The 20,511-nt window shown below is 73.7% G+C and carries 19 protein-coding genes; 12 read left to right on the top strand and 7 right to left on the bottom strand.

The window, feature by feature from the left end; genetic code table 11:
* Positions 1-97: 97 nt before the first annotated feature.
* Positions 98-1,525 carry an MFS transporter gene (locus ACFV1W_RS14060; RefSeq protein ID WP_380416174.1) on the bottom strand — a complete coding sequence of 476 codons (1,428 nt, stop codon included), beginning with the start codon at positions 1,523-1,525 and terminating at the stop codon, positions 98-100.
* Between the two features lie 85 nt (positions 1,526-1,610).
* Positions 1,611-2,186, bottom strand: a complete 576-nt coding sequence (locus tag ACFV1W_RS14055) for a TetR/AcrR family transcriptional regulator (protein WP_380416172.1) — start codon at positions 2,184-2,186, stop codon at positions 1,611-1,613.
* Positions 2,187-2,379: 193 nt separating this feature from the next.
* Here ACFV1W_RS14055 and ACFV1W_RS14050 point away from each other — a divergent pair, with 193 nt between their 5' ends.
* Complete coding sequence (locus ACFV1W_RS14050) at positions 2,380-3,522, top strand: MFS transporter (RefSeq protein WP_380416170.1); 1,143 nt, start codon at positions 2,380-2,382, stop codon at positions 3,520-3,522.
* Between the two features lie 242 nt (positions 3,523-3,764).
* Here ACFV1W_RS14050 and ACFV1W_RS14045 read toward each other — a convergent pair whose 3' ends face one another.
* The gene (locus ACFV1W_RS14045; RefSeq protein ID WP_380416168.1) at positions 3,765-4,484 is read right to left on the bottom strand and encodes a G1 family glutamic endopeptidase; all 720 of its coding nucleotides are present in this window, start codon (positions 4,482-4,484) and stop codon (positions 3,765-3,767) included.
* A gap of 492 nt (positions 4,485-4,976) precedes the next feature.
* Between ACFV1W_RS14045 and ACFV1W_RS14040 the strand changes: the two genes are divergently transcribed.
* The 9 genes from ACFV1W_RS14040 to ACFV1W_RS14000 all read left to right on the top strand — a co-directional run bounded on the left by ACFV1W_RS14040 (position 4,977) and on the right by ACFV1W_RS14000 (position 15,130).
* Complete coding sequence (locus ACFV1W_RS14040) at positions 4,977-5,435, top strand: LytR C-terminal domain-containing protein (RefSeq protein ID WP_380416167.1); 459 nt, start codon at positions 4,977-4,979, stop codon at positions 5,433-5,435.
* A 230-nt stretch (positions 5,436-5,665) separates the two neighbouring features.
* Positions 5,666-7,321, top strand: a complete 1,656-nt coding sequence (locus tag ACFV1W_RS14035) for an LCP family protein (protein ID WP_380416165.1) — start codon at positions 5,666-5,668, stop codon at positions 7,319-7,321.
* Positions 7,322-7,426: 105 nt separating this feature from the next.
* On the top strand, positions 7,427-7,876 hold the full coding sequence (locus ACFV1W_RS14030; RefSeq protein WP_380416163.1) for an SRPBCC domain-containing protein: 450 nt from the start codon (positions 7,427-7,429) through the stop codon (positions 7,874-7,876).
* A gap of 192 nt (positions 7,877-8,068) precedes the next feature.
* Positions 8,069-8,869 (top strand): VOC family protein, encoded by an 801-nt coding sequence (locus tag ACFV1W_RS14025; RefSeq protein WP_380416161.1) that lies wholly within the window; start codon positions 8,069-8,071, stop codon positions 8,867-8,869.
* A gap of 122 nt (positions 8,870-8,991) precedes the next feature.
* Positions 8,992-9,735: an HAD family hydrolase gene (locus ACFV1W_RS14020; protein ID WP_380416159.1), complete on the top strand. Its 744-nt coding sequence runs from the start codon at positions 8,992-8,994 to the stop codon at positions 9,733-9,735.
* 73 nt (positions 9,736-9,808) lie between these two features.
* The gene (locus ACFV1W_RS14015) at positions 9,809-12,214 is read left to right on the top strand and encodes a glycoside hydrolase family 65 protein (RefSeq protein ID WP_380416156.1); all 2,406 of its coding nucleotides are present in this window, start codon (positions 9,809-9,811) and stop codon (positions 12,212-12,214) included.
* 151 nt (positions 12,215-12,365) lie between these two features.
* Entirely contained in the window at positions 12,366-14,078 is a 1,713-nt protein-coding gene (locus ACFV1W_RS14010; RefSeq protein ID WP_380416295.1) for a pyruvate dehydrogenase, read from the top strand.
* A 115-nt stretch (positions 14,079-14,193) separates the two neighbouring features.
* Complete coding sequence (locus ACFV1W_RS14005; RefSeq protein WP_380416154.1) at positions 14,194-14,829, top strand: helix-turn-helix domain-containing protein; 636 nt, start codon at positions 14,194-14,196, stop codon at positions 14,827-14,829.
* A gap of 31 nt (positions 14,830-14,860) precedes the next feature.
* A complete protein-coding gene (locus ACFV1W_RS14000) occupies positions 14,861-15,130 on the top strand; it encodes a DUF6126 family protein (protein ID WP_380416152.1) in 270 nt (89 codons plus the stop codon).
* 22 nt (positions 15,131-15,152) lie between these two features.
* On the opposite strand, the gene ACFV1W_RS13995 is transcribed toward ACFV1W_RS14000, so the two are convergent.
* The 3 genes from ACFV1W_RS13995 to ACFV1W_RS13985 form a co-directional block, all read right to left on the bottom strand.
* Positions 15,153-16,583, bottom strand: a complete 1,431-nt coding sequence (locus tag ACFV1W_RS13995) for a PLP-dependent aminotransferase family protein (RefSeq protein ID WP_380416150.1) — start codon at positions 16,581-16,583, stop codon at positions 15,153-15,155.
* Between the two features lie 148 nt (positions 16,584-16,731).
* Complete coding sequence (locus ACFV1W_RS13990; protein WP_380416148.1) at positions 16,732-17,649, bottom strand: undecaprenyl-diphosphate phosphatase; 918 nt, start codon at positions 17,647-17,649, stop codon at positions 16,732-16,734.
* 256 nt (positions 17,650-17,905) lie between these two features.
* Entirely contained in the window at positions 17,906-18,685 is a 780-nt protein-coding gene (locus tag ACFV1W_RS13985) for an NRDE family protein (protein ID WP_380416146.1), read from the bottom strand.
* Positions 18,686-18,824: 139 nt separating this feature from the next.
* Here ACFV1W_RS13985 and ACFV1W_RS13980 point away from each other — a divergent pair, with 139 nt between their 5' ends.
* Both ACFV1W_RS13980 and ACFV1W_RS13975 read left to right on the top strand, forming a co-directional pair.
* Complete coding sequence (locus tag ACFV1W_RS13980) at positions 18,825-19,304, top strand: carboxymuconolactone decarboxylase family protein (RefSeq protein ID WP_380416144.1); 480 nt, start codon at positions 18,825-18,827, stop codon at positions 19,302-19,304.
* Between the two features lie 11 nt (positions 19,305-19,315).
* Complete coding sequence (locus ACFV1W_RS13975; RefSeq protein WP_380416142.1) at positions 19,316-20,125, top strand: isocitrate lyase/phosphoenolpyruvate mutase family protein; 810 nt, start codon at positions 19,316-19,318, stop codon at positions 20,123-20,125.
* 79 nt (positions 20,126-20,204) lie between these two features.
* Here ACFV1W_RS13975 and ACFV1W_RS13970 read toward each other — a convergent pair whose 3' ends face one another.
* Positions 20,205-20,465, bottom strand: coding sequence for a hypothetical protein (locus ACFV1W_RS13970; RefSeq protein ID WP_380416139.1), 261 nt, complete (start codon positions 20,463-20,465; stop codon positions 20,205-20,207).
* Positions 20,466-20,511 lie beyond the last annotated feature (46 nt).

Here is a 20,511-nt window from a genome sequence, read left to right as displayed (position 1 = left end):
GGAGCCCCGGCCGGTGAGCCCGTGGCGCGGTGGTCGAGGTCCGTTCGGATTCGCTGGTCGGCGGCGTCGAGGTCCGCCAGGCCGCAGGAGCGGGGCGTCACGGCCGGGCCGCGGCCGGCGCAGGGGCCCCGGAAGCACCAGCGGGCGCGGGCGCGGGGGCCGCGGTCGCGCGGGAGAGGCGGACGGTCAGGCCGATCATGGCGAGGACGGCGGCGAGGGCGAGCCAGCTGGCCGCGGCCGCCGCGGTGGCGGGAGCGTGGTGGTCGAGGAGGGCGAAGTAGCTGCCGCCGATCACGGCGACTCCGGTGACGGAGGCGAACTGCTGGGTGGTGGAGAGGGTGCCGGAGGCGGTGCCGGCCCGCTCGGGGGCGATGCCGGCCATCGGAGCGCCGATCAGCGAGGGCAGCACCAGGCCGTTGCCGATGCCCGTCAGGGCCATCGCGGTGAGCAGCCAGGACAGGACGTCGCGCTGGTCGACGGTCTGCAGGACGAGGGCGGTGAGCAGCAGGCCGAGGGCGGTGACCGCCCCGCCGACGACCGGGACGCGCAGCCCGTAGCGGGGGAGCAGGCGCTTTCCGGTCAGCGAGCCGGCCATGGCGAGGACGGCCATCGGGGTGAAGACCAGGCCGGAGCGCAGCGGGCTGTAGCCGAAGCCGGTCTGCACGGTGAGGCTGATGACGAAGACGAAGCCGGCGAAGAAGGCCATGAAGGCGGCGTTGACGGCCAGCCCGGTGCGGAAGACCCGGCCGCGGAGCAGTTCCGGGTCGAGCAGCGGCTGTCCGCCGCGGGCGGCGAGGCGGCCCTCCCAGCGCAGGGCGGCGAGGAAGGCGGGGACGGCGGCGGCGAGCATCGCCCAGGCCCAGAGCGGCCAGCCGGCCTCCCGGCCGAGGACGAGCGGGACGAGGGCCAGGGCGAGCGAGCCGGAGACCGCGAGCACGCCGATGCCGTCGGGGGCGGGGCGGCGGCCGGTGGCGGTGCGCGGCAGGACGGCGCTGGCGACGGCGAGGACGATCAGGCCGACCGGCAGGTTGACCAGGAACACGGCGCGCCAGCCGAGGCCGAACAGGTCGCCGTCGAGCAGGACGCCGCCGAGCAGCTGGCCGCAGACGCCGCTGAGTCCGCCGGTGACGCCGAACCAGGCGAGGGCGCGGGCCCGGCCCTCGGCGGGGACGGCGGTGGTGATCAGGGCGAGGACCTGGGGGACCATGGCGGCGGCGGTGAGGCCCTGGAGCATCCGGGCGAGCACCAGCTGGGTGGGGGACTGGGACAGCCCGCACAGCACGGAGGCCACGGTGAAGGCGGCCATGCCGGTCAGGAACATCCGGCGGTGGCCGAGGATGTCGCCGAGCCGGCCGCCGGGGACGAGTCCGGTGGCGTAGCTGAACACGTAGCCGGCGACGACGAGTTCGAGGGCGGCCTGGCCGGCGCCGAGGTCGGCGCGGATGGCGGGGAGGGCGACGTTCACGACGTTGCCGTCGAAGCCGTACATGAAGAAGGCCGCCAGGACGACGGGGAGCAGGGGCATGGGGAGCCTCCGGCCGAATAGTTGTTGGTGAAAGTGCCAAAAACTTGGGTGCGAGGAAGCCCGGGCGGGCCCGGGGGTGCGGTGATCAGGCGCGCAGGTCCTCGACGATCGCGTCGACGGTCGCGTGCAGCGACTCGGGTTCGAAGCCCGCCTTGGCCTGCAGCAGCAGGCCGTGGAACCCGGCCATCACCTGGCGGGCGAGCGCCTGCGGGGTGCGGTCCGAGCGGATCTCGCCGCGGAGCCGGCCGTTCTCGACCGCCGTCATCAGCCTGGCCTCCAGTGGCACGAAGGCCTGGCGGGCCAGCTGGGCCAACTCGGGCTCGCGCAGCGCCAGTTCGGTGACGGTGTTGACCGCGAGGCAGCCGCGGTGATCGGCCGCGGCCTGGTTCACCCCCGTCAGCAGCAGTCGCCGGATGAGCTCCAGCGGTGGCAGGTCGGCCGGCAGGGGGGCGCTCCCGGCCGCGCCGCCCTCGCGGTAGCGGCGCAGTGCCAGCTCGAAAAGCTGTCGCTTGCCGCCGAAGGCGTTGTACAGGCTGCCGCGCAGCATGCCGGTGCTCTCGGCCAGGTCGTCGGTCGAGGTCGCGGTGTACCCCTTGGACCAGAAGGTGTTCATGGCCGCATCGATCGCGGCCTCGGTGTCGAACTTCCTCGGGCGTGCCATGGGGGGATCGTGCCAGTTGTTGGCAGTTTCGTCAAAAACTCCGTCAGATCACGTCCCGGGACGCGGTCGGTCGGGCCAGGGCCCTTCGGACGTTGAGGTCGCAATCGCGCCAGCCGGGGCCCGGCACCGCTGTTGGACTGGTTGCGTGCCCACAACTTCTCTGCTCACACCGCCCGTTGCTGCCCGTACCTCCGTGCGCAGCTGGTTGGCCGTGGTCTCCGTGATGACGGGGATCTTCTCCGTCGTGACCACCGAGATCCTGCCGATCGGCCTGCTCACCCCGATCGGCGACACCTTCCGGATCTCGGACGGCACCGCCGGGCTGATGATGACCCTGCCGGGGATCGTCGCGGCCGTGGCCGCCCCGGTCGTCACGGCCGCCGTTCGGCGGGCCGACCGGCGCCGGGTCCTGTGCGGGCTCGTGCTGGCCCTCGCGCTGGCCGATCTCGTCAGTGCGCTCGCGCCCGGCTATTGGGCGGTGCTCGCCGCCCGGCTCGTGCTCGGAGTGGTGATCGGCGGGTTCTGGTCGGTCGGGGCCGGACTCGCGCCGCGTCTGGTGGCGGGGGCGGAGTGGCAGGCCCGGGCCAACACGGTGATCTTCTCGGCCGTTCCGCTGGGGTCGGTCCTGGGCGTGCCCGCCGGGGTGCTGCTCGGCCACCTGGCCGGGTGGCGTGCGGCCTTCGCGGCCATGGCGCTGCTGACCCTCGCTGTCTTCGCCGCCCTCGCCGCGACCCTGCCCCCGCTGCCGCCGGAGGCCCCCACCCGCCTCGCCGTCCTGCGGGGGCTGCTGCGCACGCGGGCGGTCCGGGCCGGGCTGGTGGTGACTCTCCTCCTGGTGAGTGCCCACTTCGGTACGTACACCTACGTGACCCCGTTCCTGGAGGACGTCACCAAGGTCGGCCCGGACGCCGTCACCGTGCTGCTGCTGGTGTACGGGGCCGCGGGCGTCGTCGGCAACGTCGTGGGCGGAGTCTGGGCGGCCCGGCGGCGCGCCACCTTCACCCTCGCCATCGGCCTGCTCGCCGCTGCCGTCCTGCTGCTGCCCGCCCTCGGGGCCACCTGGCCGGTCGCGGCACTGCTGCTCGTGCTGTGGGGCCTCGCCTACGGTGCCGTCCCGGTCTGTGCCCAGACCTGGTTCGTCCGCGCGGCCCCGCACGCGCCGGAGGCGGCCACGGTCGTCTTCACTTCTTCGTTCCAGGCCACCATCTCGCTCGGTGCCCTGGTCGGCGGTGCGGTCGTCGACGCCTCGTCGCCGTCGACGGTGCTGCTGCTCGGCGGGTGCGTCGCACTCGTCGCCGCAGCGGTGGCGCACGTTTCCGCAGCTCGAGAACCGTAGGAGAAGACCGGGTGGGCCGTTGGGGGAGATGCCCGTGCCAGGCCTCGGTGGCGGCTACGAAAAGGCCTCCCCTGCGGCTGGTTCGAAGGCCAGTTGGGGGGCCGGCCCTGTCCTCACACACATGGACGACGCCGGGGGTCTCGGCAGCCTCGGCGCAATCGCCTGGGCCTGCCACCACGCCCCGTGAAGTGCCGAGGAGCAGGAAGTCGGCCCGGCCGACTTCCTGCTCCTCGATGCGGTGGCTACTCCGCCAGGAAGGTGTCGGTGAAGCTGGTGCCGCTGGAGCCGAGGCCGCTGGTGCGGGCCTCGTAGGTGCCGTTGGAGCTGGGGTCGAGCGCGACCGGGCTGAAGGAGCCGAGGGACTTGCCGTTGACCGTCGCCGAGGTGAAGCTCAGGGTGCCGAAGTCGGGGTAGGAGCCGGTCGGCGACTCGATGATGACCTCGGCACTGGTCCGCTGCGCCGAGACGGACTTGGTCGTGGTGTAGGTCCAGCCCTGCGAGGAATCGGACAGCTTGAGGGTGTACCGGCTGCTCCCGGCGTACGTCACCGATGCGCTGATGTGGTCGCCGGCCGATACGGGGTACGAGCTGAGGCTCAGGTAGACCGGGCTCGCCGGGTACATCTCGTACCAGGCCTGGTTCACCGGGCTGCCGCTGGAGCAGTCGGTCGCCACGCCGGTCTGCTCCACGGTGGACGAGCCGTACCCGTCGATGCCGACCCAGGGTGCGTAGAGGTCGTTGGTGGAGTTGCAGACCGCGTCCGGCTCGGTCCAGGAGGCCGAGACCGAGGTGAAGCCGCTGCCCGTGGCGGCGTAGCCGCCCCAGTTGTAGCCGTTGGTGTTGTACGCGAGGGGGCGGAACGACAGGCTCTGGGCGGCCGCCGCGGTGGTCGGTGCCGCGGGGGCGGCGAGGGTGGTGGCGGCCGCCGCCAGGGTGGCGAGGCGGATCATGAACTTGCGCATGTGGCTCCTTCGTTGGGGGCGAGCAGGAGGTGCACGCGCCAGCCCGGCCGTTGGGGGTGGCCGTTGAGGGATGGCAGTACAGAGTCGCCGACTGTCATGAGCCCGGCAAGAGCGCTTCGGGATTGTTGGGGAGTCAATTGCACTGTGCGGTAGAAGAATTGGCGAAACTCATGTGGGCCGCCTCTTCCCAGGAGGGGGCCCACGTGCATCCCGCCGCTCTCAGGTCACCCGCACAGGCCGGACCCTCACCCGCCAGGAAGGGGGTTGCGGCGATTGATGATTGGACGACGAGCCGCTTTGGCCCGGCCGGTTCTGGGACGTCAACCTCGTCAACCCGCCGCAGATCCAGAAGATCGTCAAGCAGTTCTTCGGCTGCGCGGACGCCGCCGCGGCCCCGGCCGCCGCGCCCACCGACACCGCCGCCCCGGGCGCCACCGCGAGCACGGCCCCGGCCGAGACCCGACCCGGGCGGCCGCGCCCGCCGTGGTGGACGTGTTCAACGCCTCATCCGCCGCCGGGGTGTCCTCCGCCAACGAGGCCGAGGTCCTGGTCGGCCCGGGTTTCAAGGAGGGCCGCACCGGCCCGGCCGCCAGCAGGCCGAAGACCACCACGGTCGCCTACGGCAAGGGCGCCAAGGACGCCGCCGACCGGATCGCCGCCCGCTACGGCGCCACCGCCGCGGAGTCCGCCTCGGCCGCCGCCGGCCACGTCGTGGTCACCCTCGGCACCGCCTTCACCGGCGTCGCCTCCGACCGCCCCACCAGCGCCCCGACCGACCCGGGCACCAACGTGGCCCAGCAGGGCCCCGTGGTCGACGCCCGGCCCGACGGAGGCATCCCCTGCGTCTTCTGGGCCGGCGTCGCACCGAGTCCGAAAAGTAGCTTTTCGGGAGGTTCTGTAACGGGATCTCCCTGTGGCTGCCGGGATGGTTGGTGTACCGGAGGTCAGTGATCACCTTCGGTCTCAATATGATCGGAAGCCACGATGGTCGGACTGTGCCGACCTTCGTACGTACAACCAGGGAGCGGTTCTGGTCGTCTCCCCCTGTGCGGTGCGCCAGATCGTCCGGGGCGTCGCTTCCGTCGGTGAAAGGTACGCGCATGTCAGGTCGGAGGGGCGAGAGCCCGGCTCGGGGCGAGGGCGCGCCCGACGCGCTCCCGGCGGAAGGTACACCGGGCAGCGTGCCCGCGCCGCGCTCCGGCGGCCGGGCCGAGGCCCGTCGCGCCGCGCAGGGCAAGGGCGGCGGCGCGGCGGACGGCGCTTCCGGCGGACGGGCGGCGGCGCGGCGCAACGCCAAGCCCAAGAAGAACGTGAAGAAGATCGTCGCCTGGTCGGCGGCCGGCGTGCTGGTGCTGATCGCGGGCGCCGGCGGCGCGATCTACTTCAAGCTGAACGCCAACATCAAGTCCTTCGACGCCGACGCGATCTCCACCGACCGCCCGCCGGAGGCCAAGGCCGACGCGGACGGCAACAAGCCGGTCAACGTCCTGCTGATCGGCTCCGACAGCCGGGGCGGCAACAACTCCGACCTCGGCGGCGGCGAGGACGGCGGCGCCCGCTCGGACACCACGATCCTGCTGCACGTCTACGCCGACCACAAGCACGCCGTCGGCATCTCGATCCCGCGCAACGCGATGGTGCAGATACCGTCCTGCAAGCTGCCCAACGGCAAGTGGACCAAGGGCGGCAACGACCTGTTCAACGCCGCCTTCTCGACCGGCGGCAGCGACAACGGCAACCCGGCCTGCACCCAGAACACGGTGGAGAAGCTCACCGGCATCCGGGTCGACCACACCATCGTGGTCGACTTCAACGGCTTCGCCGCGATGACCAAGGCCGTCGAGGGCGTGGACGTCTGCCTGCCGAAGCCGATCTACGAGGGCGACATCAACCCCAACCTGCACAAGAAGGGCAACCTCGTCCTCCCGCAGGGCAAGCAGACCGTCCAGGGCCAGCAGGCGCTCGACTACGTCCGCCTGCGGCACGGCATCGGCGACGGCTCCGACATCGGCCGGATGAAGCGCCAGCAGGCCTTCATGAGTTCGCTCGCCACCAAGATGAAGAAGGAGGGGATGAGCCCCACCAACCTGCTGCCGCTGGCCGACGCGGCGACCAAGTCGCTGACCGTCGACCCGGGGCTGGACTCCGCGGACAAGCTGCTCTCCTTCGGGCTGTCGCTGAAGAACATCGACATGCACGACCTCAAGTTCGTGACGGCGCCCTGGCGCTACCGCACCCAGGACGCCAACATCGACCTGGTCCAGCCGGACGCCAACAAGCTCTGGGAGACCCTCAAGGCCGACCAGACCATCGACGGCCAGAACGCCACCGGCCAGCAGCCGGATGCCGGCGCCAGCCCGAGCGCCGCCCCGCAGCAGGCCGCGCCCAGCACGTCCGCCGCCCCGGCCGGTGACGCCTCCAACGCCTCGATCAAGGTCGCGGTCTACAACGGCACCCTCGCCAACGGCCTGGCCGGCAAGGCGACCGACCTGCTCAAGGGCGCCAAGTTCACCGCCAGCACGGCGGGCCAGGCGGCGAGCACCAAGTACAAGGCCACCACGATCGAGTACAGCGCCAGCCAGAAGGCGAACGCGGAGAAGGTCGCCGCGCTGTTCCCCGGCGCCAGTTTGGAGCCCAGCAGTGCGCGGGGCATCTCGGTGATCGTCGGCCAGGACTTCGCCGCGGCCAACGGCATGGGGACGTCCACGGCCGGCACCGCGAGCACCACCCCGGGCGCCCAGACGCCCGCGGCGCCGCTGCCCACCACCGTCACCAACGACGCCCGCTCGGCGGACGACGACATCTGCGCGAACACCACCTACGGCAGCGGCGGCTGACCGCAGGCACCGGAACGGCCGGGACGACCCCGGGGCGCACAAGCCCCGGGGTCGTGCCATCGTGGGCGGGTGGAGGGGGCCACCGGTCACCGAAAGGCGGATCCCGTGCCCGAGATCGCCATGCAGATCGACATCGCCGCGCCCCGCGCGGCCGTGCTCGACGCGCTCAACACCCACGACGGGCTGACCAGCTGGTGGACCACCGCGGTGGACCGCGAGGGCGACCTGCTGCTCTTCGACTTCCCCGGCGTCCCCGAGCCGTTCCGGCTGCGCCGCGAGCGGGCCGACCGGGACCGGGTGCTGTGGGCCAACGCCGGGGCGTTCCCGCCGCACTGGGCCGGCACCTGGATCAGCTGGGACCTCGCCGACCAGCCCGGCGCCCCCGAGCGCACCCGGCTGCTGTTCCGGCACGGCGGCTGGCAGCCGGGCAGCGAGGAGGGCGTCCCGATGGTGGCCGGCACCTGGGCCGAACTGCTGGTCCGGCTCAAGGACTACGCGCAGAGCGGCAAGGTGCAGCCGTACTTCGTCACCACGATGCGCCACGACGAACAGTGACCGGCCGGTGACCGCCGGGCCGCCGGTAGCCCGCCAGGGCGCCGTCCGGTGGCGGGAACGCGGCCGCGGACCGAAGGTGGGCGGTGTACCTCCGTCGTACCGTCGTCCGCGCGGACGGCCGTACCGGCCGGGCCGGGCCCCCGCCCGCCCGACGACCACAGCCGGCCACCACCGCCTCCGGGAGGCCCAGCAATGCCCGTAGTGACCGATCCGTACAAGCCCGGCACCCCGTGCTGGATCGACCTGATGGCGAGCGACCAGCAGGCCGCGCTCGACTTCTACCGCGATTTGTTCGGCTGGCAGGGCGAGATCGGCCCGGCCGAGTTCGGCGGCTACGCCGTGTGCACGCTGGGCGGCCGCCCGGTCGCGGGGATCATGGCGCAGTCCGGGCCCGAGGGCCAGCCGCCACCGCCCGTCGCCTGGACCACCTACCTCGCCTCGGACGACGCCGACGCGGCCAAGGCCGCCATCGCCGAGGCCGGCGGCACGGTCCTGTACGACCCGATGGACGTCGGCGCGCTCGGCCGGATGCTGGTCGCCGCCGATCCGACCGGCGCGGTGTTCGGCGTCTGGCAGGCGATGGACTTCATCGGAGCGGGCGTCGTCAACGAGCCCGGCGCACTGGTCTGGAACGAGCTCAACACCTCCGACACCGGTGCGGCGGGCCGCTTCTACCAGCCGGCCCTGGGTTTGCGCCCGGCCACCATCCAGGGCATGGACGGCTACTACTCGCTGAACGTCGGCGACCGCACGGTGGGCGGCATGCAGGAGATCCCGAAGTACCTGGACGCCGGCACGCCCTCGCACTGGATGCCGTACTTCTCGGTCGACGACACCGACTCCGTGGTGGACGCCGTGGTCAAGCGGAACGGCACGGTGATCCAGCCGCCGTTCGACATGCAGTCCGGCCGGATGGCCGTGGTCAAGGACCCGCAGGGCGCGGTCTTCGCCGTCATCCAGGCGCCCGAGGCCCAGCTGCCCGACTCGTCCTGAGCCCGACTCGCCCTGACCCCGCCGCGGCGCTGACCCGGCCGCGGCGACCGGATGCCGCCCTTCCCGCGACGCGCCGCCGGGATGGGCGGCATCCCTCGCGCTCCCTGGGGCAGACTGCACCCATGCTGGGGCTACCCGACGACATCCGTGCTTTTCTCTTCGACCTCGACGGAGTGCTCACCCAGACCGCCACGGTCCACGCCGCGGCCTGGAAGGACACCTTCGACGCCTTCCTGCGCGCCGAAGCCGCCCGCACCGGCGGGCAGTTCGTCCCCTTCGACGCCGTCACCGACTACGACACCTACGTGGACGGCCGCCCGCGCCTCGACGGCACCCGGGCCTTCCTGCGGAGCCGGGGCATCGATCTCCCCGAGGGCAGCGAGGACGACCCGCCGAACGCCCGTACTGTGCAGGGGATCAGCCGGGCCAAGAACGACACCGTGCTGCGGCTGATCCGCGAGCAGGGCGTCGCGCCCTACGAGGGCTCGGTCGCCTACGTGCGCCGGCTGCGCGCGCTCGGGCTGCCCAGCGCGGTGGTCTCCTCCAGCGCCAACTGCAAGGACGTGCTGCGCTCGGCGGGCATCCTGGACCTCTTCGACCTGATCGTGGACGGCGTGGTCGCCAAGCAGCGGGCGCTGCCCGGCAAGCCCGCCCCGGACACCTACCTGTACGCCGCCCGCGAGCTCGGCGTCGAACCCGCGCACGCCGTCGTCTTCGAGGACGCCCTCGCCGGGGTCGCCTCCGGCCGGGCCGGCGGCTTCGGCGCCGTGGTCGGCGTCAACCGCACCGGGCAGGCCGACGAACTGCGCCGCGACGGCGCCACGGTGGTCGTCGACGACCTCTCCGAGCTGCTGGGGGAATCGTGAGCGAGCGCGGGGAGCGGACCGTCGAGAGGCGCGTGCGGGCGAACGCCCCTGCCGAGCGCAGCGAGGTGGGAGCATGAGCCCTGCGGACAACTTCACCATCGACCCCTGGCAGATCACCGAACACGGCGTGGACGCGACCTCGATGGCCCGCGCCGAGTCCGTCTTCGCGCTCTCCAACGGCCACATCGGCCTGCGCGCCAACCTGGACGAGGGCGAGCCGCACGGCCTGCCCGGCACCTACCTCAACGGCGTCTTCGAGCTCCGCCCGCTGCCGTACGGCGAGGGCGGCTACGGCTACCCGGAGTCCAGCCAGAGCGTCATCAACATCACCAACGGCAAGATCATCCGGCTGTTGGTGGACGACGAGCCCTTCGACCTGCGCTACGGCGAACTCGTCAGCCACACCCGCTGGTTGGACTTCCGAGAAGGCCTGCTGCACCGCCGGTGCGAATGGACCTCCCCGGCCGGACGCACCATCCGGGTGCGCTCCTCCCGGCTCGTCTCGCTCACCCAGCGCGCCATCGCCGCCGTGGAGTACAGCGTCGAGGCGGTGGACGGGCCGGTGCGGATCGTGCTCCAGTCCGAGCTGGTCGCCAACGAGCAGCTGCCCGGCGGCCCGGAGGGCGACCCGCGCGCCGCCGCCGTCCTGGAGGCCCCGCTGCAGCCCGAGGCGCACCACGCCAGCGGCACCAAGGCCGTCCTGGTGCACCGCACCCGGTTCAGCGGCATCCGGGTCGCCGCCGGGATGGACCACGTGATCGAGGGCCCGGAGCGGCTGGACACCGTCGCCGAGGCCGAGTCCGACCACTGCCGGATCAGCGTCACCACCGTGCTGGAGCCCGGACAGAGGCTGCGGCTGGTCAAGTTCATGTCCTACGGCTGGTCCGGCACCCGCTCGCTGCCCGCCGTCCGGGACCAGGTCGAGGCCGCGCTGACCGCCGCACGGTACACCGGCTGGGACGGCCTGGTCGCGGAACAGGCTGACTTCCTCACGGAATTCTGGGAGACCAGCGACATCGAGATCGAGGGCGACGTCGAACTCCAGCAGGCCGTCCGGTTCGCCGTCTTCCACGTCCTCCAGGCCGGTGCCCGCAGTGAGGAACGCGCCATCCCCGCCAAGGGGTTGACCGGCCCCGGCTACGACGGCCACAGCTTCTGGGACACCGAGACCTTCGTCCTGCCGGTGCTCACCTACTGCCTGCCCGGCGCCGTCAACCAGGCCCTGCGCTGGCGGCACACCACCCTCCCGCTCGCCCGGGAACGAGCCGCCCAGCTCGGGCTGTCCGGGGCGGTGTTCCCCTGGCGGACGATCCGCGGCGAGGAGTGCTCCGGCTACTGGCCGGCCGGCACCGCCGCCTTCCACATCGGCGCCGACATCGCCGCCGCCGTCGCCCGCTACGTCCGGGCCACCGGGGACCAGGAGTTCGAGCGCGAGTACGGCCTCGAACTCCTCGTGGAGACCGCCCGGATGTGGCGCTCGCTCGGCCACCACGACAGCGCCGGGAAGTTCCGGATCGAGGGCGTCACCGGCCCCGACGAGTACAGCGCCGTCGCCGACAACAACGTCTTCACCAACCTGATGGCGCAGGCGAACCTGCGCGCCGCCGCCGAGGCCGCCGTCCGCCACCCGCGCGAGGCCGGCGAACTCGGCGTCGACACCGAGGAGACCGCCGCCTGGCGCGACGCCGCCGCCGCGATGTACGTCCCGTACGACGAGGACCTCGGCGTCCACCCCCAGGCCGACGGCTTCACCCACCACCAGGTCTGGGACTTCGAGGCCACCCCGCCGGAGAAGTACCCGCTGCTGCTGCACTACCCGTACTTCGACCTGTACCGCAAGCAGGTGGTCAAGCAGGCCGACCTGGTGCTCGCCATGCAGGTCCGCGGCGACGCCTTCACCGACGAGCAGAAGGCCCGCAACTTCGCCTACTACGAGCGGCTCACCGTCCGCGACTCCTCGCTGTCCGCCTGCACCCAGGCCGTCATCGCCGCCGAGGTCGGCCAGCTCGACCTCGCCTACGACTACACGGCCGAGGCGGCGTTGATGGACCTCCACGACCTCGGCGGCAACACCCGCGACGGCCTCCACATGGCCTCGCTCGCCGGCGCCTGCATCGCCCTGGTGGCCGGCTTCGGCGGACTGCGCGACCACAGCGAGGCGCTCGACTTCCGGCCCCGGCTGCCCTCCGGGCTGATGAAGCTGAGCTTCTCCCTGATGGTGCGCGACCAGTTGCTCGGCGTCCGGATCACCCACGAGGGCACCACCTACACGCTGCGCCGCGGCGAGGTGATCCACCTGCGGCACGACGGCGAGGCGGTCCAGGTCAAGGCCGGCTCCCCGGTCACCCTGCCCACCACCGCCCCGCCGTCCCAGGAGCGCTGCGCCCAGCCCCCGGGCCGCGAACCCGCCCGCCGCCAGGCCCAGGCGGGGCTGGTCGCGGGCAAGCTCGGCCAGCAGGACCACCTGGCGGCGGAGTAGCCCGTCCGACTCCAGGGCGCGGGGCCGCCCCCGGCTCCGCGCCCTCACCCGTTCGGCCCACCCCGGGTGCACGCCCCCGCCGCCCCGTCGGAGGGTGCAGGTGTCCTGTGGCGATCGAAGGGAAGTCCCCGTGGCGACCGTGGCCGAACAGATGGTGGAGGTGCTCCGGCAGGCCGGGGTGGAACGGGTCCACGGCGTCGTAGGGGACAGCCTCAACCCCGTGGTCGACGCGATCCGCCGGGCGGAGGGCATCAGCTGGGTGCACGTGCGCAACGAGGAGGCCGGAGCCTTCGCGGCCGCCGCCGAGGCCGAGCTCAGCGGCCGCCTCGCCGTCTGCGCCGGCTCCTGCGGCCCCGGCAACACCCACCTGATCCAGGGCCTGTACGACGCCCAGCGCAGCGGCCTTCCGGTGCTCGCGCTCGCCTCGCACATCCCCTCCGGGCAGATCGGCACCGGCTTCTTCCAGGAGACCCACCCCGAGCGGGTGTTCACCGACTGCAGCAACTGGTGCGAGATGCTCTCCACCCCCGCCCAGCTGCCCCGGCTGCTGAGGGTCGCGATCCAGCACGCGCTGGGCTCGCACGGCGTCTCGGTGCTGGCCTTCCCCGGGGACGTCGCCGCCCTCCCCGCCGCCGGCCCGACCGGCACCAGCCACTTCCTCACCGAGCAGGCGGTCGCCGCGCCGCCCTGGTCCCAGGTGCAGGAGCTGGCCCGGCTGCTCAACGAGGCCCGCCGGGTCGCCCTGTTCTGCGGCGCCGGGGTGCGCGGCGCGCACCCCGAGGTGATGGCCGTCGCGCAGGCGCTGAACGCGCCGGTCGGGCACTCGCTGCGCGGCAAGGAGTGGATCCAGTACGACAACCCCTACGACGTGGGGATGAGCGGCCTGCTCGGCTACGGCGCCTGCCACGAGGCGCTGCACTCTGCCGACCTGGTGCTGCTGCTCGGCACCGACTTCCCGTACGACTCCTTCCTGCCGCAGGCGCACACCGTCCAGGTCGACCACGACGCGACCAGGCTGGGCCGCCGCACCGCGCTGGAGCTGGCCGTGCACGGGGACGTCGCGGCCACCCTGCGGGCCGTGCTGCCGCTGCTGGACGCCAAGCAGGACCGGTCCTTCCTGGACGGCATGCTGCGCAAGCACTGCCGGTCCCTGGAGGACGTGATCGGCGCCTACACCAGGGACATCGAGAAGCACCTGCCGATCCACCCCGAGTACGTCGCCTCGGTGCTGGACGAAGTGGCCGCCGACGACGCGGTGTTCACCGTGGACACCGGCATGAACAACGTCTGGGCCGCCCGCTACCTCCAGCCGAACGGCCGCCGCCGGGTGATCGGCTCCTTCCTGCACGGCTCGATGGCCAACGCCCTCCCGCACGCGATCGGCGCCCAACTCGCCTGTCCGGGGCGGCAGGTGGTCGCCATGGCGGGTGACGGCGGGATCGGCATGCTGCTCGGGGAACTGCTCACGGTGGCCAAGCACCGGCTGCCGGTGAAGACGGTGGTCTTCAACAACGGCGCGCTCGGCATGATCAAGCTGGAGATGCTGGTCTCCGGCTACCCGGAGTCCGGGATCGACAACGGCGACGTGGACTACGCCGGGATCGCACGGGCGATGGGCATCCCGGCCAAGCGGGTCGCCGAACCGTCCCGGGTGCGGGAGGTGCTGGCGGAGGCGCTGGAGCGGCCGGGCCCGGCGCTGGTGGACGTGGTCACCGATCCCAACGCGCTGTCCATCCCGCCGCGGATCACCGCCGCCCAGCTGAAGGGCTTCGCGCTGGCGGCCGGGAGGACGGTGCTGTCGGGCGGCGTGGGGCGGATGGTCGACCTGGCGCGGAGCAACCTGCGCAACATCCCCCGGCCGTGAACCGGGTGGCTGCTCCGGGCGGAGGGCGCTCAGGGTAGCGCGGGGCGGGGGCTCGCGGGTTTGCCTCGCGGGCAAATTTCTTGCCTGGGCGGCAGGCCGGGTGTCCACTGGTCACATGACCACCAGCTCCACCGGCACCTCCGACGCCGGCGACCAGCTCGACGACCAGGAGGTCGCCGGCCTCGCCGCCCGCCTCCGTGAGCACCGGCTCAGCAGCCGGCTGACCCTGGAGGTCGCCGCGGGCCGGGTCGGCCTGTCCCCAGCCTACTTGTCCCGGCTGGAGACCGGCCGCCGCCAGCCCTCGCTGCCCGTCCTGCTCGGCCTCGCCCGCGCCTACGGCACCTCGGTCTCCGGCCTGCTCGGCGAGGCCATGGTCGAGCCCGACCCGGTGGTCCGCGGCGGCGCCATCGAGCCCGGCCGGGCCGGCGGCTGGGGCTACCGCCGGGCCGGCGCCCCCGGTCGCGCCATGCAGGCCCTCCGGGTGCACGTGCCGCCGGGTGTCCAGGACGCGGTGGTCCGGGTCCACCCCGGAGAGGAGTGGCTGTACGTGCTGCGCGGGGAGTTGAAGGTGACCCTCGGCGACCGCGTCCACCACCTGGCCCCCGGCGACTCCGCCCACTACGACTCGCTCACCCCGCACTGCATCGCCGCCGAATCCGACTCCGGCGTCGAACTGCTCTTCATCCACACCCTGTTGCAGAGCCCGGGCGGCGAACTCTGCCTGGGCGGCGGCCCCGCCGCGACCCACTGAGCCACCGTCAGTCCCCTCGGAGGAGATCCCCGTGGCCGATCCCGCCACCACCGCCACCACCGCCACCACCGCCACCACCGCCACCGTGACCGGCGCCGTCACTGCCGCCGTACCGACCGGCGCCGTCACTGCCGCCGTACCGACCGGCGCCGCCGACACCGCCGCCGGCCCGAAGACCATGGACGCCGGCAAGTGGGCCAACAAGCGGGTCTACCTCCGCCTGGTCATCTACACGGCGGGCATCCACGCCTTCGCGGGCTTCATCATGCTGCTGTTCGAACTGGGCAGCCGCAACCGGTAGTCGGACCCGTCCCGGGCCCCGCTCACGACGCGCGGAGCACCCCGCACAGGGCCTCCAGGGCCGCCGGGAAGGCGTGCTCCGGAGGGGACGCGTAGCCGATCACCAGAGCGGGCCCGGCTTCTTCCCCGCCCGCCGCCTCCCGGTCGGCGCGGTGCCAGCCGAGGCCGCTGAGGGCGAGCCCGGCGGCCTGTGCGCGAGCCACGAGTTCGGCCTCCGGCGGGGAGCCGGGCGGGAGTTGGAGGACGGCGTGCAGGCCGGCCGCGATGCCGGTGACCCGCACGTGCGGGGCGTGCTCGGCGAGGGCCGCGACCAGCCGGTCGCGGCGGCGCCGGTAGTGCAGCCGGCAGCGCCGCACGTGCCGGTCGTACGTCCCCGAGGTGATCAGTTCGGCCAGCGTCAGCTGGTCCAGCACCGGGGACATCGTGTCGGCCAGCACCTTCAGCCGGGCGACCGGTTCGACCAGCGCGTCGGGGAGCGCCAGCCAGGCCAGCCGCAGGCCCGGGGCGAGGCTCTTGGCGGCCGTCCCGGCGTACACCACCCGCTCCGGGTCGAGCGCCTGCATGGCGCCGAGCGGCTGGCGGTCGTAGCGGAACTCGCCGTCGTAGTCGTCCTCGACCACGTACCGGTCCTGCTCGCGCGCCCACCGCACCGCGGCCGCCCGCCGGTCGGCGGACAGCGGTGCGCCGGTGGGGTACTGGTGGGCGGGGGTGAGCAGGACGGCCCCGCTGCGGGCGTCGAGCCGGTCGACCAGCGCGCCCTCGCGGTCCAGCGGCAGCGCGACGGTGGACAGCCCCGCCGCCCGCACCACGGCGTGCTGCGGCGGCAGCCCGTACGCCTCGACGGCCAGTGACCGGGCGCCGCGCTCCCGCAGCGCCGCGCAGAGCAGCCCGAGGCCCTGCTGGACGCCGCCGCAGACGAGCAGGTGGTCCGGGTCGGTGCGCACCCCGCGGACCCGGGCCAGGTAGTGGGTGAGGGCCTCCCGCAGTTCGATCCGGCCGAGCGGGCCGCCGTAGCCGAGCGCCTCGTGCGGCGCGGTGGCTAGGGCGCGGCGGGCGGCGGCGAGCCAGGCGGTGCGGGGGAAGAGCGAGAGGTCGGGGCGCCCGGACATCAGGTCGTGCCGGGCGGCCGGCCGCCGGGGCCGCGGCCTGGCGGGCCGTACGGCGGGCGGGGGCGCGGACCGCCGGGCGACGGTGGTGCCGGAACCCTGCCGGGAGTCGAGCCAGCCCTCGGCGGTGAGCTGGCCGTACGCCTCGACCACGGTGTTGCGGGCGATGCCGAGGTCCTCGCCGAGCGCCCGGGAGGAGGGCAGCCGGGTGCCGGGTGCGAGCCGTCCGTCCTGGACGGCCTCCCGCAGGGCGTCCTCCAGGGCGGCCCGCAGCCCGGCGCCGGCGGCGCGCCGCTCGGTGAGGTCCAGGTGCAGGTCGCCGCCGAAGGAGGTCCATGAGCCGTTCACGGGTCCATTGTCCCGTGCCGTTCCGGCTCACCGGGCGGTGCCGGCGCGCTCCTCGCACCCGTCCTCCCGCCGTGAAGTCGCCTGTCCGGTCGGAGACATCGGCGCCGACGCGGCCGGCCGGCGTGCGCGGGTCCGTTCGGACGGGGGCTCAGAGCGAGAGGTAGACCGCGCTGCCGACGCCGGCCACGAAGCAGTACACCGCGAAGGGCGTCAGGCTGCGGGTCTCGAAGTACCTGGTGAGGAAGCGCACCGAGACGTAGCCGGCCACGAAGGCCGCGACGCTGCCGGCCGCGACCGGGCCGAGGACGCCGGAGTTCTCCGGCTTGAACAGCTCGGGCACCTTCAGCACCGAGGCGGCCAGGATGACCGGCGTGGCGAGCAGGAAGGAGAACCGGGCGGCGTCCTCGTGGTGGAGACCGCGCAGGATGCCGGCGCTCATGGTGACGCCGGAGCGGCTGATCCCGGGGAACAGCGCGAGGATCTGGGCGGCGCCGATCCAGGCGCCCCGGCCGTAGCCGAGCCCGGTCAGCCGGACGTCGGAGGCGACCGCCGGGTCGAGGCCCGGCTCGTCGACGGGTGCGGCGTGCCCGGCCCGGCGGCGGCCGGAGCCGCCGCGCTTGAGCCGCTCGGCGCCGAGCAGCACCAGCCCGTTGAGGGCGAGGAACACCGCGGCCGGGACGGGCTTGCCGAGCGCGTGGCGCAGCGCCTTCTCCAGGACCAGGCCGGCCACGCCGACCGGGATGGTGGAGATGATGAGCAGCCAGGCGAGCTTCTCGTCCCGGGTCTGCACCCGGCGGTGCCGGATCGAGCCGAGCAGGCCGCTGACCACCCGGACCCAGTCCCGCCAGAAGAACACCACCAGGGCGAGCGCGGTGGCCAGGTGCAGGGCGACCAGGGCGGCGAGGTAGGAGGAGCCGTCGGCGGTCATGTCGAGGTCCCGCTGGATCTTCCCGCCGATCACGGCCGGCAGCAGGATGCTGTGGCCCAGGCTGGACACCGGGAAGAGTTCCGTCACACCCTGCAGCAGGCCGACGCCTATCGCTTCCGGGTAGGTCAGGGTGGACATCGCGCACCTTCGCTCGGAGGTCTGCCGCCCGCCGATTCCGGGGGCCTCCGCGAAGCTACTACTGGCATGTAGACGCCCGGCAGCCCCGCCGCCAGAAGTTCATCGAGCGTATGTCCGGGTGTCACCGGCCTCCGCCCGGCGGGCGGGGACGGCGCGGGCGGTCCACCGGGAGTTCTCCTTCGAGGCCGGGGGCGACGGACGCCCAGGATGCCGCCTCCCGCAGCGTCAGCTTCAGGTCCTTCCGGGCGCTCCCGGTTCAGACCGCCACCCGCCGCCAGCCCGACCCGCCGGCCCGCACCGGCGCGGTCGCGAAGTCGTAGCGCAGCAGCTCCGGCCCGAGCGCCAGCAGGGAGATCGAGGAGGACCCCCAGATCCGCCCGTCGCCGAAGTCCCGGCGCTGGATCAGCGCGGCGTCCCCGTCCAGCGCCAGCCCGTCGCCGGTGACGATCGGCAGCCAGTCGCCCCAGGCCGGTTCCGCGGGCCCCTCGGCGGCTGGTTCGGGCCGGGGCGCGGCGGCGAAGCGGGCCCGGAAGTGGTCGGCGCGCGCGGCCATCAGCGCCCGGATCCGCTCGGAGGCGGTGCGGTTGGCGGCCAGCCCCTCCAGCCCGTCGTTGAGCACCACGCTGAGCCCGGTGGGCAGTTCGTGCTCGCTCGGCCGCCCGCCGCCCCAGCTGGTGACCCGGGCGCCGCCGGGGTGGACCTGGACGAGGTGGAAGGGGTCGTACGGGGTCAGGTCCAGGTGTCCGATCCCGCCCTCGCGGACGGCGGTGAGCGGCAGTTCGCCGCGGCTGAGCCGGGTGCCGGCGGGGGCGGGCGGGCCGAAGCCGTTGAGCAGGCAGGCGGCGGTGCTCCGGGCCGGGTCGACGGCCAGCCAGGTGCCGCCGGCCATGAGGTCCAGTCCGCCGAGCAGTCCGGGCCGCTGCGGCCAGTGGCGGTCCGGCGGCAGCCAGGCGCGACCGAGGTACTCGTCCCGGACGGACAGCAGCAGCACCGGTACCGCCGACTCCGGTTCGATGCTGACGAAGGCCGTGCACACGGTCCCGTTCCCCCTGACGTCCTGCGGAAGATCCCTGCCGGCGATCCTCGCACGCCTGTTCGCGCACCGGAAATGGCCCAAGGAGCCGGGCGGCGAATGCACCAGGACCGCGGGCCAGTGGCCTCCTAGGCTGGTCACCGTGACGACGAACAGCACCCCGAACGCGACCGTGCCGGCCCCCGAGCAGCGCCTCCGGATGGACGGGCTCGCTCCCGGCTTCTACCAGGCCATGATCGCCGTGGACCGGGCCTCCCGGCAGGGCCTGGACCCGGTCCTCGCCGAGTTGGTCAAGGTGCACGCCTCGATGATCAACGGCTGCGCCTTCTGCATCGACATGCACGCCACCGACGCCCGCAAGAACGGCGAGCAGGACCACCGCCTGGTCTCCCTCCCGGCCTGGCGCGAGACTCCCTGGTTCACCGCCCGCGAGCGCGCCGCCCTGGCCCTCACCGAGTCGGTCACCCTGCTGACCCGGGGCCACGTGCCGGACGCCGTGTACGACGAGGCCGCCGCCCACTTCGAGCCGGCCGAGCTGGCCCAGCTGATCGCGCTGATCGCCACCATCAACGCCTGGAACCGGATCGGCGTGGCCACCCGCATGAGCCCGGCCGCGAAGTGAGCGGGGCCGCGATGACCTCCCAGCGGGAGAAGGCCCGGCTGCTCAAGGAGCTGCACCGCCCGGGCGAGCCCCTGGTGCTGGCCAACGTGTGGGACGCGGCGAGCGCCCGGCTGGTGGCCGGTGCCGGGGCGCGGGCGGTGGCGACGGCCAGCGCCAGTGTGTCCTGGTCGCTCGGCAGCCCGGACGGCGGCGGCGCCGACCGCGGGCAGGTGCTGGCCCGTACCGCCGAGGTGGTCCGCTCGGTCGACCTGCCGGTCACCGCGGACCTGGAGAGCGGCTACGCGGACACCCCGGCCGGGGTCGGCGAGACCGTCACCGCACTGCTCACCACCGGCGCGGTCGGGGTGAACCTGGAGGACGCGGAGTACGCCGCGCAGGAGGCCGCCGAGCGGATCGCGGCCGCCCGGGCGGCGGCCGACGCGGCGGGCGTCCCGCTGTTCGTCAACGGCCGCACGGACGTCTTCCTGCACGGCCTCGGCGAGCCCGAGGGCCGGCTCGACGAGGCGGTCCGCCGGCTGCGGGCGTACGTCGAGGCGGGCGCGGACGGCGTGTTCGTCCCCGGCGTCGCCGACCCGGAGACCATCGCCGCCCTGGTCGAGGCCGTTCCGGCCCCCCTGAACGTGCTGGCCGCCCCCGGCTCCCCGTCGGTCGCCGAGCTGGCGAAGCTCGGGGTGGCCCGGATCAGCCTGGGCCCGGGCCTGGCCAAGGTGGCCTACGCGGCGGTCCGCCGCGCGGCCGAGGAGGTGTACGCGAGCGGCACGTACACCTCCCTGGACGGCGGACTGACCTACCCGGAGCTCAACGGCCTCTTCGCGGGCTGAGCGGCACCGGGTACGGCGGGCGGCCGGCCGGACGGGGGTCGGTCAGCCGCCCGGCGCCGGCCGTGCGGGCGACGGCCGGTCAGGGGTTGATCTGCCCGCTGAGCCCCGGGTGGGACATCTGGTTGGTGCCGATCGCCTCCACCTCGTCGGCGGTGCGGCCGACCACCGGGAGCTTGCTCGCGGTCTTCAGCGCGAGGTCGGCGGGGGAGACTTCGAGCCCGTCGGTGAGGCCGCCGGTGGCGTCCGGAGAGCTGGCGATCTGGCTGGCGGCGGAGGCGGGCGCGGCGGCGAGGGCGAGGCCCGCCATGGTGAGGGCGGCCAGGGTGGCGAGTTTCTTCATGCCCTGCCGAACGACCGGACCGCCCTCAGGTAACCGCGCGGTGCGA

This window comes from Kitasatospora sp. NPDC059648 (assembly GCF_042734825.1).
Taxonomy (GTDB): domain Bacteria; phylum Actinomycetota; class Actinomycetes; order Streptomycetales; family Streptomycetaceae; genus Kitasatospora.
Note: the sequence above shows the minus strand (reverse complement) of the source record. Positions and strands in the feature narration are given on the sequence as shown.